Below are 16,766 nucleotides of genomic sequence, written 5' to 3' on the forward strand. Positions count from 1 at the left end.
GAGAGGTATTACTATGCCAGAAGGCAAGAAACCAAACTGCCGCCGTGCTCCTGTGCTGGTCGGCACTTTGCTCGTCGCACTCAGCTCGTCAGTGTTTGCGGCAGAATTAACGACCACATTCGCTGGTGGAAACGGACAAAATGGAAATATGTTCGATATTTCGGCCACTGGCAGTAGCGGTTTCACTATTACTGGCATTGCTCAAAACTTTGATAGCGCACAACCGATTTCGGGCTACCAAATATGGGTCGCTACAGGAGGGGTTACAGGTAATACGCAGAATGCCTCTGCTTGGACTTTGCTCGCCAGCACAGGAAGTTTTGTTAGTAACGCGATCGGGACCCCCACCTTATTGCCTTTTACGACTCCGCTTTCGATTGCCTTGACCCCGGGGCAAACAATCGGTCTTTACTTGACAAACACGGATGGCTCGAGCGTTGCGTATACGAACGGGTCAGGGGTTGGGAGCGTCGCAGCAAGCGATGAGCTGCTCACCATCTATGAAGGCTACGGGAAAGCGTATTCTGTTGATTTCCTCGGAAGTACCTTTTCTCCAAGAATTTGGAACGGGACGCTTTACTACTTCTCGGGTCCAGATGCTGCCAGTACTCTAGCTTCAATGCAGCAAAACGTTTCGGGCTTACGTAATATTTTCTCGTTACAAGGCTCTTACGTAAACCCTGGGTTGAGTTACGACTGCTCGATTTTTGATACGAAAGGTATCTGTGTTGCCGTCTCAGGTCGGAACACTGGCACCAGCGGCGGTGGCCCCGAGGCTACCTCGGGAGTTCTGACGGTTGCCTATGAACTCAATCCGAATATCAGGATTGGTGGCTTCCTTGAGCAATATGTTTCCGACTATTCAAGCGGTGGAGTCAACGTTAAAAACAACAACCCCGACTTCGGTATCTTTGGGGTCTGGTCTCAAACGGGTACTGACGAAGGGATCAAGGTTCGTGCCGCGTATCGTTATGGCAAGCGAGACCTTAGCATCACGCGCGATGCGATAGATACCGCCGAGGCCGGTAGCGGGAGCTCCAAACTTGTTACTGAAGGTACGCAACTTACTACCAGTTATGGATACGCCCTCAGCAGCACCGTGCTGGCCAGCCCGTACCTAGGTGTTCGTTACACGAACATTGCCCGTAACGGCTACACGGAATCCGCTTCCGACACCGTCTCTGCACCGCTGCACTTCGATACCTTGCGTCAAGAATCGACGTCGTTGCTGGCTGGTGTGGATCTGTCGGCATTGGTTGCCCCTTCCGTGACGATCAATGGTTCTGTCGGCGTTGAAACTGATACGCAGCGTAGGGTTGGCGAATACTCTGCGACTGGCGTGGCCGATCTTGCCGCGATTGAATTCAACGGTGATACCCGCAAAACTCGCATGGTTGGCTCGGCAGGTGTGGCTTACAAGATCGACAGCGCTCAGCAAATTAGTGCCCAGACCTGGTACCGCGAAGAGGCTTACGGCTCGACGGCAACGACAACCGGAATGGTCACTTATACTGTTGGCTTCTGAAACCCTGAACCACCACGAAGAACCCGCCGGTAAATCTGCGGGTTTTTTATTTCTTCAACTGGCACATGGTGGAGTCAATAATCAAGTGCAGCACGGTGTTACCGCCTCGAAAAGTGAACTTAGCCACATCGGAAAAATCCCATGGAGTTCAAAATGCTTGATGAATTGGCACAAGGACGACAGCCATGGCAAAACCCGCCTCCCGCCTTAGCGATTTAAATGCGTGCCCCATCCCCGGGCATGGCACCAACTCCACCCCTAGCGGCTCGCCTGATGTACTGATCAACAACCTGCCAACCCTGCGCGTAGGTGACAGTACGGCCTGTGGCGATGCAGTCACCGAGGGTATCGGCAGTATCCTGATCAATGGCCGGCCCATCGCCTTTATGGGCAGCGCCACCGCCCACGGCGGGGTCATCGTCACCGGTTCGGGCGACGTACTGGTCGGCACCCAATCGGGCAGCGCGCCGTTCTCAGCACCAGAGATCCTGCCCAGGCACAGCGAGCAGTACCAGCTGATAGACAGCAGTAGCGGCCAGCCTGTGGAGGACGCGCTGTATTGCGTGGAGTGCGGCGATGGCCAGCGCTTTGTGGGTTACACCAATGCCTACGGCAATACCGAGCGGGTATTCACCAAGGACCCGCAAGCGGTGGTCGTGCGCTGGGGGCGGGATGCCGCCAATTACCTCAGGCAAAAGGGCATTAGCTTCTAAGGACGGATGCAATGACAGCACCTCATCAGGGAGCGACCAGCTCCCAGCACGCCATTCAACAGATCCCTGTTTCGCTGCAGCGTGACTTCATTACCGTTGTCGGTGCCTCGCATATGACCCTGATGGAAAGGCTGCGGGGGCAGAAAGGCAACAAGATGCGCTTTATCAACCAAGGCATCCGACAGGTTCGCCTCTACCCGCCGGCAAGCGCCAACGATGCCACCCAGCGCATTTTTCTGATCTTCACCGAAGACTATGAGCGCCCCCTGCTCGATGCGGTGAAGGAAGTGGTCGAAACCCGCTATGGCGCCAAATACCGCGAGCTGGACTCCATCGCCCATCTGCTCGACTTCATCAACCTGCGCATCAGCAAGAAGCGCGAGATAAAGCAGCTCGACCTGTTCGCCCATGGCTTGGTTGGCACCATCGAGTTCGGTTATGAACTGGGCAAGGCTGACAGCTACCGCATGCGCGATGCCCAAGCCCAGATGCTCAAGCCTGAAGCGTTCGACCTGAGCGGCAAGATTTACTCCTATGCCTGCCGTACCGGCCTGGGCATTCATGCCGACGTACACGTCAGCGAGGGTGAAGACCCGCAGTACGCGAAGAGCCTGGCGCAACTGATCGCCAACACCGCTCAGACCCCTGTGTGGGCGTTCCCACGGCGCAGCAATTATGACCAGACCTATGGCAATACCAGTGATCGTGCTGGCCTGCAAAGCGCTCAGCAACGCGTTCAGGCAGACAAACGCGCTATGGATCGCTATGAACTACAACTAAGCCAGTATCGAAAACGCCTAGCCGCCCATCGAAAGGCAAGCAATGACCCAAACGCTCAACTGCCTGATGAGAGAATGCCAAACCCACCGATCAAAACCGCCAGCACTGAAGATGAAACGCTCGCGCGCCACGCGAAAAGCCGTGACACGAATGATCAAACGATTGGCTATCCACTCGACGCTGAAGGTGCCGTTCGCCCTGTACGCGCTGGCGACTCGCCCACCGGGGTGCCGGCCACCCTGCGGGAATACAAGCCACTATGAGGCGCTTGAACAAGCTGCTGCTAGGCAGCACTGTCCTGCTCGCCAGCTTGGTGGTCGGGCTTTATCTGAATGCAAAGGAAGGCGAGATGCCGAAGAAAGTCATGATGTATTACGGCGGTTTCGAGGTTGAAGATATGTTTGATGCCAGCCAGTGGTTTGCCAATGGCATGTACAAATCGCGCAACATTGAAGCCGATGGCGGGGCCAGCAATGTCACCATGCTACGCAGCAAGCCGTTACCTTTTACAGCGTCTCAATATGCTGAGCTGCCTCTGATAGCCAGTAGTGAGCTGCGGGATGAATTCCCAGAACTGGATAGAGCATCGTTAATCGACAACCCTCCAGACCTTCGCCAACGCGCTCGTTACGCCTACAGCGCGTTCGCCGAGCCCAACAAGCCCGAGGATTACTACTACCTCTATCTGGAACTAGACGGCAGACGTTTCGTGATCACCTTTTCGCGCGATGCCAAGAGCGGCGAGAACCTCACCGGCAAGTACGCCAAAGAAATAAGCGGCGACTACGCCTCGCAAGCCGAGCATCGTAAAGCCTTTGCCGAAATAGAAGAGATCGAGCGCAAGGCGCGCTGACAGCCAGACATACCGCTTGCGCCAGCACGCTGTCACCTGCACCACGGCAAAGGACCTGCTATGAACAAACGCCGACTCACCCTGCTTGGTAGCTGTGTACTGCTGCCTTTGATCGCTCTGGTAACTTATGCAGCCATCACCCGCATCAACCCCAACAGCCAGCATTCCGTTGGCGATCAGCTCGATGAGCTCAATGGTGTGGTGATCTACTTCAACGGCGGGGTCAATACCGTGCAAGGCCGCAACCTGAGCAAGGACGGTTACAACCTGGGCCTACGCTATCAGTGCGTGGAGTTCGTCAAACGCTACTACTTCGAGCGCCATGGTCACCGCATGCCCGACACCTATGGGCACGCCAAAGACTTCTTCGACCCAACCCTCAACGACGGCAGCTTGAACGCCAAGCGGGCGATGCTGCAGTTCCGCAACGGCAGCGCGGCACAACCGCAAGCAGAAGACTTGCTGGTGTTCGCGCCCACACTGTTTAACCGCTACGGGCATGTCGCGATTATCGCCAGCGTTGGCAGCGGTACCCTGCAGATCGCCCAGCAAAACCCCGGCCCCTTTGGCAGCTCCAGAGAAAATCTGGAGCTCACCCAGCGCGAAGGCCGTTGGCATATCGAATCGGCACGGGTGTTAGGCTGGCTTCGTCTGCCGCCCACAGACGAACCGCCTGCAGCTGAGCGGAGTTACAGCCAAAATCAATAGACTTAGCGTTCTTTGCAGGCATCTAATTCATCCTGCAACTTAAGTTCAGTCTTAATACCTAACCGGTATCTACAGTAATCGATCACCAGCTGCCGCTCCTCGCCATTTAACTCTTACAGCTCTTTATCGTCTGCATCGTTAGCAAAGAGGTTTTCGAACTCAATCTGAAAGGTGGGGCTCTTTTTGATAAAGAACACCGTATTTAGCTCCGCATCGTCAATTGCTTTGTAGTACCCAACGAACAGAGCGCCGGTCAGTAATAGGGCAATCAGGATGATTAATTTTTCATACTGTTGAGACCTGCATAGAGAAAGCCCTGCGCACGCTAGCCGAAAGTTCTTATAAACGGGCTCGCACTGTGCTTGATTGCTGCGACCACATGCGGTGCCTGCTCGCACAACTCAGTTGAGCGCATCAATACCTGTTCCAGGGCTTGCAACTGCTCGCGAATAACCTCTTCAGGCCGGGCCACATCACAGACCCGAGCGAAGTCCAGCAGCCCTTGCCGCGAGGCAAATAGCGACTTGTTGCCAACCAGATCCAGCGCCAGTACGTCCTCGGGGATATAGGCAGTGGTGTTGACGATATCGTAGGCCGGTGCCAGCCGTGCATCGCGCCGGGTAGGGTCGGAATACAACAGACCGAAGTTCTTCAAATGGGCATCGCCGTTACCGACAATGCAACTCAGGCTCACCATCGCGAATAGCTGCGCCAATGAACCCTGCACCTGCTCGGGCGAGCAAAACAGGCGAATGGCCTTGGCGATGGCCGAATAGCTCTTGTTGTATTTTTGCTCCGCAGCCAACCCCATCAATGCCGCCATGTCCTCGAAACCAATTGGATTGAGCTGCTCATCCCTGTCGAAGCGACGCATGACGAACAGTTTGGCGTTGGCGGACAGGTAGAACTCAGGCACCGCAATACCCGCCGCCCTGGCCACGGACATGCAGAGGAACTCGTTGATCGCCAGCCCCGGAAACTCGTCCCGACCGCTCTTGATAATCAGGTCAGAGGTTTTCGAGGTGAAACGCTGCGGTGCGGAATCCTGACGCTCTGGCACCAGTACCTTGGGCTGCACACCCGATATCCCGGCGCGTAAAATGTAGCGATCCACCAGCCCCGCAAAAATGTCTTCAGCGCCATCCCAGGCGAGGATTTCTTCCAGCTTTTCTCCAGGGAACTGCTCACGCCGCAACAGCGCATCAACCTCCGGCGAGCTCACCGCCACCCGCCCAATCGGAGAACTGCTGCCAGACAGTGCCAGCAACAACATTGGATCGACGCTCGCCACCTTGGCCAAGCGGTTGCGCAACTGCTCGAGGACATAGCCTTCCGGCAGGTTCATCTGGAAGATCGGATGCAGCTCTCGATGTCGGTACTCATCCAGGCGCACCGGCATCAGCAAACTGATCGCTGCCTGCGCATTGGCGTCTTCGTGGTAGCGAAACAGATAGTCCCCGGCACTGGTAAGGATCTTCCCGCTATCGCCCTCTGGCGTTGCAACCTGCAGCACAGCAGTCATCAGTCGAACACTCCCTGTATTTCATCCAGCGTGGGCATGGCAGCAGGCACAACCGCAAGCTCGCAGTCCAGGGCTCCTAGCACTCGCGCATAAGCGGCCATGCCCACCGAAAGGTCACCCTTTTCAATAGCGATGACTTTCTGCCGGGTTAGACCAGCCAAGGAGGCGAGCGCAGCCTGGGTCAGCCCGCGATTGAGGCGGCGCTGCCGAAGCTGCTCGCCGAGGCGTAGCGTGATTAGGGAATAGTCCATGTTCTAAATACGTTACAAATCTGATTAAATGTAACGTATACCGAACCTCATGAAAAATCAAAGCGGATACTGGCACTCAAGCCTGAAAACGGGCTGCGCGGTTAGAGTCTGAGCTTCGCGCGGTACAAAAAACGGTACACTGGCGGTACAGTGCCTAGCTTCTGCCACTTTCGCAGAATTACGCTAAAGCCCAGTAACGACGCTGCTTTCAGCTTATTTTACCTGCGCTAAGCTACATACGGTTTTACTGGGCTTGAGGCATTCGTGGCAACTCATAATCCTTTGGTCCACGGTTCGAGTCCGTGTGGGCCCACCATACAAATCAAGGGGTTAGGTCAGATCGACCTAACCCCTTTTTGTTTACCCCCATATTCTCCCCGTTCGCTCCCCGTTTCGCTTATGCCCCCCCAACTCCGACAGCGACTGTGTTGAGGGCTTACCGCCCTTCCCGCACGCGCGCGCAACGATTTCCGAGTTAGAAATGGACAATGACTCCCTACCGTTCGGGCATCGAGCGGAATGGTCTTTTGAGAGATGTGCCGGTATCGGCTTCGGCCTCTCGAGTCCGCTGGTGAACCACATGATTGGAGCGCACACCAGCCGCATGGCATGGCCGCAATTTAGCTTACCTGTCGATGGCCATCTTCTCGGGCCAGTTTCTGACCTCACTGCTGGAATTCATCCCAAGGCAAGGCGCTCTGGTCTTCACTGCAATGGCGGTTGCAGCTAGCGCCTTCACGCTGATCTACCTGCTGATTTGATGGTGTGAGCGTCGCATACAGAGTGCCCAGCATGCTTGAATGTGCTCATACGGACGCGGCCACCATGAGTCGCCCCGAATTTTGCGTTCTACCCCATTTCCAAACCGCCCGTAAAAATGGGGCAGAACCCAATCGCCCCAGCTAACAGCCATGCAAAAGCTCTTCAGTGGCTTGTTACATCGAATCTGGCTCGACTCCCGCAGTGCTCTGAGCCTGAACGATCCCATCAGGCGCCTCTGCTGCGCCTAGATGGACCAACTGATCGTCAGGAACTGGACGCCCTAACAAATAACCCTGAACCTCATCGCAACGATGCTTGCGCAAGACCTTGAGTTGCTCAGCTTTTTCCACCCCCTCGGCACTGACCCGTATATCCAGCGAATGCGACAACGCAATGATCGACCTGACGATCAGGCCGACCTTGGGATCGGTATCCAGATTCTCGGTGAACGCGCGGTCGATCTTCAGCTTGTCGAAAGGAAAGCGCCACAGGTAGGCCATGCTCGAATAGCCGGTGCCGAAATCGTCCATGGCGATGCGCACCCCCATGGCTACGAGCCGGCTGAGCGCCTGCGTCACCTGCTCGGTATTGCTCATCAGCAATGACTCGGTAATTTCCAACTCCAGGCGGTGGGCGGGCAGGCCAGTGGCATCCAGGGTGCGAGCGACTATCTCGACTAGATCACCGTGGCGAAACTGGGCAGCAGAAAGATTGACCGCCACGCTCAGATCACTAGGCCACAGCGCGGCCTGCGTGCACGCGGCGCGCAAGACCCAGCGGCCAAGCGGGTCGATCAGCCCGGTATCTTCGGCCAGTGGGATGAACTTATCTGGCGTCAGTGGGCCAAGTGTGGGGTGCGTCCAGCGCAGCAAAGCCTCGTAACCGTTGAGGGTCTTGCCGTCCGATGAATACTGGGGCTGATAGTGCAACCGAAACTGCTCGCCGCCGATTGCCACTCGCATTTCGCTGATCAGGTCGCGGCGCTCCTCAAGCTGCTTGTCGAGCGTCTCGTCATAGAAGCTGAAAGTACCACGGCCGGCGGCTTTGGCGCGGTATAGCGCCAAGTCCGCCTTGTGCATCAACGCCTCAACAGTCCTGGCGTCCATCCCATAGATGGCGGCGCCGACCGACCCGTTGGATTGAACTGTCTGCCCGAAAACTCCATAAGGCCGAGCCAGCACTTCCACCACCTTTTCCGCCAAGGTGATCACGTCGTCGGCTGAGGCCACACCACTCTGCAGGATGGCGAACTCATCCCCCCCAGGCGCGCGACCCGGTCGCCGTGCCGAACCAGAGAACGCAGGCGCTCGCCAACCTGCCGCAGCAGCTCGTCACCGGCTGCGTGGCCGAGACTGTCATTCACGTCCTTGAAGTGATCCAGATCGATGCAGAGCACCGAGAACTCTGCCCCTCCGGCGTCGTGGCGCCAGCTGGCCTCTTGCAGGGCCTCGCCGAAGCTCGTCCGGTTGAGCAGTCCAGACAGCGCATCGTGATGTGCTAAGTAACGCATGCGTTCTTCGGCTTCTCTCTCGGCCTCGAGGCGCCGGTGAAATACCACGCTGCCGACGACACCGATGGCGCTCAGTAACGCGAACATCGCTCCCGCGACCACGGTGAAGGCCTGCTCGATACGGGCAGCACGTTCGGACTGATCGACATAGACTTCGACCACCCCAATCATGCGCTGCCCCCGCGAAATAGGCACATAGGCCTCGCTGAAGATGGCGGGACGCCCAGGACCTGCGGCACCTCGCTTCAAAAGGACTACGTTTTCGCCGCTAAGCACCAGCTCGCGGACGACGGTATTGCCATGGCCAATATTGCTCTGAGTCTTCACGGCGCCTGCGGGCAGATCCAGGTCGTCCGAGACCAGCATGGTCTTGCCCTCAGGACTAAACATTTTGAAGCGGAACACTTCCTGCACGCGTCGAAAATAGGTGAGATTCTGGCGCGCCCGGTCAGTGAGCTCACCGTCGCTGAACAACTCCTCAAGATCTGGAACTGTCGCACCGACGAACTCGGCCCAGGATAGGGCTGTATGCTCTGCATCGCGCTCGAGCAGGTGCGTTGAGGAATAGCGCATTACCGCTGCCATGGCTGCCGCGACCAAGATCAAGCACCCGAAGGTCGCGCCCGCAGCAATCCACACGTTTCTTATTTTCATTCTGACCCCAGATTAGAGCCGACTACCGCAGGAAAAGTGACTCGAGGGCACCCGCCGCCTCGACATTGGGGTCCACAGAAACAACAGCCTTGTCTATGTCCGGCCCGACACAACGCCTGCTCCGGGAAATGAGCCGGGCAACGGGACAGTCTCGCCGCCTCAATAGCTAGTCGATTTGCTTACCGTAAATCGGGGTAACGATAGTTTTAGCCGGCATTTATCAGGCGTCAAAAACAATTATCTACCTGAGCCTCATCTGCATGGTTTGACCCACGGCTCGAGCTCATGTGCCCCCGAATCCCACCTTCGCGCTCGCCACCGGGCGCTGGCCGGCAGCCAGACGCACACCTGCCCCCCCTGACCAAGCGCTCGTGCCAGCGTACCGCGCGATTACCACGAGCCATCCCAGCCCCTCCCCACGCCTATGTGGCCCATCCGCTAGCAGGCCAACGCCGATTCGCGCGGAATATTCTCCAGCCGCTCTGGCGCGGGACCTGGCGCCTGACGCGCGAAAGCCCTCGAAAAACTCGACGGTGACCCTTGTCACGTTTCTGCAATTTTCGAATGGCGCGGGCGTTTTTTTCCGGTCTCTAATCGTTCATGTGTTTGCAACACAGATACATTTAAATCGGCGCTGCAAACGCATCACCCCCTTGGAGGAGCGAAGTACCGAGGGAGCAACCGAACCGCTAGGAACCAATAGGGAAGTTAACCAGCATGCGCTCCACAAAGACCTCCGCTCAGCTCTTCGAACTTGCTCGCACGGTAGTCCCCGACGGCGTCAGCTCCCCCATGCGCGCCTTCCGCCAGGTCGGCGGCGAGCCGATCTGCGCCGCCTCGGCCAAGGGCGCGCAGATCACCGACGTCGACGGCAACGTCTACACGGATTTCCTCAACGCCTTCGGCGCCCTGCTGCTGGGCCATGCCCGTGACGAGGTGGTCGAGGCGATCGCCAGCCAGGCCGCCCAGGGCACGGTAGTGGGTCTGACCTCACCGCTGGAGCATCGCCTGGCCAAGCGCATCGTCGAAAGCACGCCGGCGATCGAGCAGATCCGTTTCGTCTGCAGCGGTACCGAGGCGGTGATGACCGCCACCCGCATCGCTCGCGCCCATACCGGACGTAACCTGCTGGTCAAGTTCGTCGGTTCCTATCACGGCCACTCGGATGTGCTGCTGGCCAGCCCGAGCGATTCGGGGGTCAAGGTCAAGGGGGTGACCCAGGGCATTCCGGAGAACCTCAACCGCGAAGTGCTGCTGTGTCAGTACAACGACGAGGCGCAGCTCAAGAGCCTGTTCAAGGCCCATGGCAACGCCATCGCCGCGGTGGTCGTCGAGCCCTACGCCACCAACATGGGCTTCGTCCGCCCCCAGCAAGGCTTCATGGGCCTGATCCGCCAGCTGTGCGACCAGTACGGTTCGCTGTTCATCTTCGACGAAGTGGTCACCGGCTTCCGCTTCACCTTCGGCGGCATCTGCAACCTTATGGACATCGACCCGGACCTGATCACCTTCGGCAAGATCATCGGCGGCGGCACGCCGATCGGCGCCTACGCCGGCAAGGCGCGCTTCATGCAGCACGTGGCCATTGGCAACAGCGTGTTCCAGTCCGGCACCTTCGCCGCCAACCCGCTGACCATGGCGGCCGCCAACGCGGCGCTGGACGTACTGGCGCAGCCGGGGTTCTACGAGGAGCTGGAGCGCAAGGGGCAGATCCTCGACGCCGCCATCCACGCGCAGTTCAACGCGCAGAACATCCCGTTCCTGTTCACCCGCTTCGGTGCCCTCGGCGGCGTCGCCTTCCGCGACAGCCACAGGCCGATGCGCTCGTACCAGGACGTGAAGACCCAGCATTACGAGATCTACACCGCCGTGCACCGGCAGATGCTCGACCGGGGCTTCCTCATGGCGCCGTCGCTGGAAGAGCCGATCTTCCTTTCCGCCGCCCACAGCAGCCGCGATCTCGAGGACTTCGCCGTCGCCCTCGGTGAGTCCGTCAGCCAGGCGCTGGGCGCCCACCGCAAGGCCTTTCCGGTACTGATGCCGTTCTGAACCCGCACCGCCACCCACCCCATAGTCAAGGAGGATACCCATGAACGCAGCCGTCCAACTCAACGCCAGTCAATTCTTCGAATCGGTTAACAAGTGGTACGCCACGGCCACGGTGAAGAACAGCCCGCGCATCGTCATCGCCGAGGCCGCCAAGGACGACTTCACCTACCCGAAGTCCCGGCAGATCCTCAGCGAGCATCCCAAGGTGCAGGCCCTCGGCAACGCGGGCGTGGCCTACGTGCTCGCGCAGTCCGCCTACCAGTACATGTACGAGATCGGCCTGCTGGAGACCCGTTTCGTCATCGACTGCAGCCTGAACATCGTCAACAACGTGATCGCCGGGGCCAGCGAGCAGGAGAAGCTCAACGCCCTGACCGTGGTCATTGACGAGGGCTACCACGCCCACGTCGCCCTGGACTACATCATCCAGATGAAGAACCTGACTGGCATCGAGCCGCTCGAGGTACCACAGACCAACGGCAACCTGAGCGCCGTGCACCGCGCCTTCGCGCAGCTGCCCGAAGCAGTCCACAGCGACTTTCAGCTGATCTCGGTGACCCTGGCCGAGCATACCCTGACCAAGGACCTGATCAGCATCGGCCGCGAGAAGGAAGCCTCGCAGGCCTTCACCAAGGTGATGACCGACCACGTCTCCGACGAGGGGCGCCACGCCAGCTACTTCGCCAACCTGATGACAGCCCACTGGGCGCGCCTGCCCGAAGACACCAAGCGGGTCATCGGCGGCATGCTGCCGGCCTACCTGGACGACTACCTGGCTGGCGACGAAGCGCGCGACTTCGACCGCAAGGTCCTGCTTGGCTGCGGTTTCAGCGCGAGCGAAGCAGACAGCATCATCGCCGATACCCAGGCGCAGTTTCTCGAGAGGCTCAATGACTACGTCGGCACCACCAAGGCCAACCTGGTCAAGCTGCTGCGGCGCTGTGGCGTGCTCGACCATCCGCCGACCCGCGAAGCCTTTGTCCAGCATGGCGTCGCCCTCTAGGCGGAGCTCCATCCGACAGCCAGATTTCGACAGGAAGCTGATGAAATGCTGCTAGAAAAATTGCGTGAGCTAAGCAAGTCCTCACCCCTCCAGCCGGCGGTGGTGGCGGCCGGCAAGTCACTGTCCTATTTCGAGCTGGAGCGCCTGTCCTCTCGAATGGCCGGCCACCTTATGCACGCGGGACTGCCCGACGCGGCGCTGGTGGCCATCTACACCAGCCGCGACGTCCATGCCATTGTCGCGCTGTTCGGCGCGCTCAAGGCAGGCGCCGCCTACAGCTTCGTCGAGGACGACGGGGTACGCGAGGAGAACTACCAACGCCTCGTGGCCATCGAGGCGGATCTGGTCCTGTGCGACAGCGAGCACCTGCTGGCCTTGCGCGAAATGGGTGTGGCCGCCCTGGACATTCACGCCGCCGAGCGGGCGCTGGAGCCCGGCAGGAGCACCAGCCCGACGGCCGACACGAGCGCCTACGTGCTGTTCACCTCCGGCTCCACCGGCAAACCCAAGGGCGTGAGCGTCAGCCATGGCAACGTTGCGCACTACAGCCAGGCGATCCGCCAGTGCCTGGCGATCGGAGGCGGCCTGCACTATGCCCATGTCAGCACCCTGGCCGCCGACCTGGGCAATACCTCGCTGTTTCTCTCGCTGACCACCGGCGGTTGCCTGCACCTGTTGAGCATCGCCCAGCGCAAGGACCCCAGCGCCTTTCGCGACTACCTGACGCAGCACAGCATCGACTTTCTGAAGATCACCCCCTCGCACTGGAACGCCATGTTTCCGGCGGGCGTCGAGCTGCCCAACCTGCAGTACCTGGTGTTCGGCGGTGAAGCCCTGCCCAAGACGCTGGCCCGTCGCGTACTGGCGTCCGGGCGGATCGCTCGACTGTTCAACCACTACGGCCCCACCGAAACCACGGTCGGGGTGACGGCCTACCCGGTCATCGACCTCGCCCAGCTCGATGCCCTGGCGGCCGACAGCGTTCCAGTCGGTCGGCCGTTCGGCCAGTCCCTGCTCTATGTGCGCGATGAGCAAGGAGCCTTTCGCCGCAGCGCGGCGCGCGGCGAGCTGTATATCGGTGGTCCCTCGGTGGCCCAGGGCTACCGTGGCAATCCGCAGGCCACGGCCAACGCCTTCGTTGACCTGGAGCGGCCGGAGGGCAGGTTGCGCCTGTACAAGACCGGGGATCTGGTCAGCCTGGACGACAGCGGCCTGGTGCAGTTCCTCGGGCGCATCGACCGGCAGGTCAAGATCAACGGCTACCGAGTCGAACTCGAGCATGTCGAGAACGTCCTGCGCAAGGTGGCCGGCGTCGAGGATGCCGCGGTCTTCCTGCTCCCACTGCGCGGCCGCGAGCGCCTGGTCGCGGCGCTGTTGAGCGAGCGCCGCGAGCCGCCGGAGGTCTGGCTGAAGCAACGCCTGCAGGCGTTGCTTCCGGCCCACATGATTCCGGGCACGCTGCTGCGCCTGGACGCATTTCCGCGCAACGCCAACGGCAAGACCCACCTGGCCCTGCTGCGCGAGCAGCTAATGGCCCGGCTGCAGCACCCGCAGCAGGACCTGGAGCCGCAGCCACACCTGGGTGAACAGGGTGATGAACGCCTGCACGTCATCCGTACGGTGTTCTGCAAGCACCTGCGCAGCACGAGCGCGGGCCTGGAAGAGAGTTTCTTCGAGCTGGGCGGCGACTCCCTGGATGCCATCCAGCTGATCGCCGAACTGCAGGAGAAGGGCTTCCCGGTCAGCGCCCATGCTTTTCTCAAGGCCCCCAGCATACAGGGCCTGCTGCGCACCCTGGAACAGCGCGAGCAACAGGGGGCGCAAGACACGCCGGCCCGCGACCTCAAACGCCTGGACCTGTTCTCGCCGGCACAGCGCGAACTGATGGAGCAGCGCCTGCAGCATCCGGATCACTACAACCAGGCGCTGTTGCTCAGGAGCGTCGACAAGGTCGACATGGCCGTGCTCAACGGCGCCCTGGGCCAGCTGCTCGAACAGCACCCGGCGCTGGCCGTGGCCTACCGGGACGATCCCCAGGGCCCCTACGCCAGCCACGTCGAGCAGGACGGCAACGACGTGCTCAGCGTTTCCTTCATCGCCGGCGGCAACGAGGCGGAAACCCAGAACCATGTGGAGCGGGTCGCGGACCGCGTGCATCAGTCCCTGTCCCTGGCCGAAGGCCGGCTGCTGCGCGTGCACCTGTTCAAGGTCAAGTCCGGCGACGACCTGCTGCTGCTGGTGGCCCATCACCAGGCGGTGGATGTGATTTCCTGGCGCATCATCATTGCCGAACTGACACGCCACTACAGCGACCGTTACTTCGGCTCACCGGCCCCACGTTCGCCCAACCCGACCACCTTCTGGGATTGGGTGGCGCACCTCGAGGGCCACAAGCAGCAGTTGCAGAGCGCCTGGCTGCGCCGCACCCAGGCGCGGGTGGCCGCACTGCCGCGCTATTTCGCCGAGGACAACGTCGAGGGTGCCGCCTCCACGCTGTGGCTCGGCTTCTGCGCCGAAGACAGCCAGCGCCTGCTCCGCGACCTGGTGAGCAGCTCCGGCACGCCGCTGCACCTGCTCCTGCTGGCGGCCTTCACCCTGGGCCTGGCCCGCTTGCGCGGCAGCCGCGACCTGGCGATCGACGTCGAAAGCCATGGCCGGGTGACCTTCGACGACAGCACCGACGTCAGTCGCGTGGTCGGCTGGCACACCTCGACCTTCCCGTTGCTGCTCGACCTGCCGCACCTCGATCTGTCCGCCGCCATAGCGGCGGTTTCCCGGGCCTTCGCCGAGGTGCACGACCTCGGGGTCGGCTACGGCCTCAATCAGCCCGCGGTGCAGGGCCGCTACACGCCCTCGGCGCCGGTATGCTTCAACTACCTGGGCGACGTCGATTTCGCCCATGACGAACGCTTCGCCCTGGTGCCGGCGCCCTTCTCCTTCGGCCGCGCGCGGCATGCCCAGAACAACCGTTGTCATGAGCTGAAGCTGACCGCGCGGGTGATTGCCGGGCAGTTGGTGCTGGACCTGTCCTTCCCGCGCTCGGTCGAGGCCGCCGCCATGCACGAGCTGGTGCGCGGCATCGGCAGCGAGCTGTGCAACCTCGCCGGGTTCTCGGCGCGCACGCCGCAACTGCTGCTGGAGCCAGGCACCCGTACCGGGATGATCAACTACGCGCCGAAGCAGCTGATCGCCCAGCCGCACCGGCAGAAGCACCGCGAGTACCGCCAGATCCTGCTGACCGGGGCCACCGGCTACATCGGCGTCTATGCGCTGAAGGAGTTGCTGGTGCACACCGACGCGCATATCCACTGCCTGGTGCGCAACAAGGATGGCAGCAGCGCCCGGGCGCGCCTGCAGCGCCTGTTCGCCTGGTATTTCCCGGGCATCCAGCTGGAGGGTTTCGACCAGCGCCTGAGCATCCACGAGGGCGATGTCTGCGCGCCGCAGCTGGGCCTGGACGACGCGACCTACCAGGCGCTGGCCCGACAGGTCGAAGCCATCTACCACTTCGCCGCCGACACCCGCCTGTTCGGGACCGAGGAGGAGTTCGCCAGAAGCAACGTGCAGTCGGTGGAGTCGTGCATCGCCTTCGCCCTGCTGCAGCGCCACAAGGACCTGCACTACATGTCGACCCTGGCGGTCAGCGGGGTCAACGGCAAGCCGGAGCTGGCGTTCTTCTCCGAGGACTCGCTGGATATCGCCCAGGAATTCCAGAACAACTACGAGCAGAGCAAATACAGCGCCGAGCGCCTGCTCAACACCTTCCGCCTGCAGGGCAACAACGGCTTCATCTATCGCGCCGGCAACGTCTCCGGTGACTCGCGCAGCGCGCGCTTCCAGATCAATGCCAAGGACAACCGCCTGGTGCAGTTCCTCGCCGCCTGCGTCAAGGTCGGCCAACTGCCGGCCAGCCTCGGCGAGCCGGTGATTCTCTCGCCAGTCGACGAGGTCGCCGCGGGCATCGTGGCGCTTTCCCTGGATGCCCTGTCGCCGCCCGGTACCTACCACGTCGACAGCGTTCACGAGGTCAGCATGGAGCGCCTGTTTGCCGCCCTGGAGCGCGCGGGCTGCTCATTCCAGCGCAGCGCCCACCGCGACTTCGCCGAGCTGTTCCGTGCCATCAGCGGCAGCCAGGACCCGGATGTACTGCTCGGGAAGTTCTGGGCCAGCCGCAAGCGCCGCAACATCAAGTACTGCAACGACCGCACGCTGCGCGCCCTGGCGCGCCTGGGCCGGGGCTTCACCTCGCCCAGCGATGAATGGCTCGACGCGTTCATCGAGGAGCTGAAGAAAGAGCATGTATTCGCGCTTCGTCCCGGCAGTTATGAAGCAGTCGATACGTCGCGGATTCTGCAGCGGCAGGTATGACGCCTGCCGGCGGGGCAACCGCTAGCGCGCCGTTGCGTCGTGTTGGCGGTCGCTGCGCCGCAGATTTC

The 16,766-nt window shown here is 60.7% G+C and carries 12 protein-coding genes and 1 pseudogene; 9 read left to right on the forward strand and 4 right to left on the reverse strand.

What is annotated here, in order from left to right; genetic code table 11:
- Positions 1 to 13 precede the first annotated feature (13 nt).
- The 5 genes from LPB260_RS17895 (at position 14) to LPB260_RS17915 (ending at position 4,579) form a co-directional block, all read left to right on the forward strand.
- The gene (locus LPB260_RS17895; RefSeq protein ID WP_208707149.1) at positions 14 to 1,525 is read left to right on the forward strand and encodes an autotransporter outer membrane beta-barrel domain-containing protein; all 1,512 of its coding nucleotides are present in this window, start codon (positions 14 to 16) and stop codon (positions 1,523 to 1,525) included.
- Positions 1,526 to 1,710: 185 nt separating this feature from the next.
- Complete coding sequence (locus LPB260_RS17900) at positions 1,711 to 2,238, forward strand: PAAR domain-containing protein (RefSeq protein ID WP_208707150.1); 528 nt, start codon at positions 1,711 to 1,713, stop codon at positions 2,236 to 2,238.
- A gap of 11 nt (positions 2,239 to 2,249) precedes the next feature.
- Positions 2,250 to 3,281: a hypothetical protein gene (locus LPB260_RS17905; RefSeq protein WP_208707151.1), complete on the forward strand. Its 1,032-nt coding sequence runs from the start codon at positions 2,250 to 2,252 to the stop codon at positions 3,279 to 3,281.
- A gap of 5 nt (positions 3,282 to 3,286) precedes the next feature.
- A complete protein-coding gene (locus tag LPB260_RS17910; protein WP_208707152.1) occupies positions 3,287 to 3,871 on the forward strand; it encodes a hypothetical protein in 585 nt (194 codons plus the stop codon).
- A gap of 60 nt (positions 3,872 to 3,931) precedes the next feature.
- On the forward strand, positions 3,932 to 4,579 hold the full coding sequence (locus tag LPB260_RS17915) for a CHAP domain-containing protein (protein ID WP_208707153.1): 648 nt from the start codon (positions 3,932 to 3,934) through the stop codon (positions 4,577 to 4,579).
- Between the two features lie 325 nt (positions 4,580 to 4,904).
- Here the strand turns inward: LPB260_RS17915 and LPB260_RS17920 are convergent, their stop codons facing one another.
- Positions 4,905 to 6,101, reverse strand: a complete 1,197-nt coding sequence (locus LPB260_RS17920) for a type II toxin-antitoxin system HipA family toxin (protein WP_208707154.1) — start codon at positions 6,099 to 6,101, stop codon at positions 4,905 to 4,907.
- Positions 6,101 to 6,352 (reverse strand): helix-turn-helix transcriptional regulator, encoded by a 252-nt coding sequence (locus tag LPB260_RS17925; RefSeq protein WP_208707155.1) that lies wholly within the window; start codon positions 6,350 to 6,352, stop codon positions 6,101 to 6,103. Before LPB260_RS17925 ends, LPB260_RS17920 begins: the two co-directional genes overlap by 1 nt.
- Positions 6,353 to 6,936: 584 nt before the next feature.
- Here LPB260_RS17925 and LPB260_RS17930 point away from each other — a divergent pair.
- On the forward strand, positions 6,937 to 7,113 hold the full coding sequence (locus tag LPB260_RS17930; protein WP_208707156.1) for a hypothetical protein: 177 nt from the start codon (positions 6,937 to 6,939) through the stop codon (positions 7,111 to 7,113).
- Positions 7,114 to 7,287: 174 nt separating this feature from the next.
- Here LPB260_RS17930 and LPB260_RS17935 read toward each other — a convergent pair whose 3' ends face one another.
- Together LPB260_RS17935 and LPB260_RS17940 are read right to left on the reverse strand one after the other, a co-directional pair.
- Complete coding sequence (locus LPB260_RS17935) at positions 7,288 to 8,220, reverse strand: putative bifunctional diguanylate cyclase/phosphodiesterase (protein WP_371926161.1); 933 nt, start codon at positions 8,218 to 8,220, stop codon at positions 7,288 to 7,290.
- Positions 8,203 to 9,278, reverse strand: a pseudogene (locus LPB260_RS17940) (diguanylate cyclase domain-containing protein); the annotation flags it as partial. The gene LPB260_RS17935 and the pseudogene LPB260_RS17940, both read right to left, overlap by 18 nt.
- A gap of 717 nt (positions 9,279 to 9,995) precedes the next feature.
- On the opposite strand from LPB260_RS17940, the gene LPB260_RS17945 reads away from it, so the two are divergent.
- The 3 genes from LPB260_RS17945 to LPB260_RS17955 are packed head-to-tail and all read left to right on the forward strand — an operon-like array spanning position 9,996 to position 16,698.
- Positions 9,996 to 11,327 carry an aspartate aminotransferase family protein gene (locus tag LPB260_RS17945; protein WP_208707159.1) on the forward strand — a complete coding sequence of 444 codons (1,332 nt, stop codon included), beginning with the start codon at positions 9,996 to 9,998 and terminating at the stop codon, positions 11,325 to 11,327.
- Between the two features lie 40 nt (positions 11,328 to 11,367).
- Complete coding sequence (locus LPB260_RS17950) at positions 11,368 to 12,330, forward strand: diiron oxygenase (protein ID WP_208707160.1); 963 nt, start codon at positions 11,368 to 11,370, stop codon at positions 12,328 to 12,330.
- Between the two features lie 45 nt (positions 12,331 to 12,375).
- Positions 12,376 to 16,698, forward strand: a complete 4,323-nt coding sequence (locus LPB260_RS17955; RefSeq protein ID WP_208707161.1) for a non-ribosomal peptide synthetase — start codon at positions 12,376 to 12,378, stop codon at positions 16,696 to 16,698.
- The last annotated feature ends 68 nt before the right edge of the window (positions 16,699 to 16,766 follow it).

This window comes from Pseudomonas sp. LPB0260 (assembly GCF_013388395.1).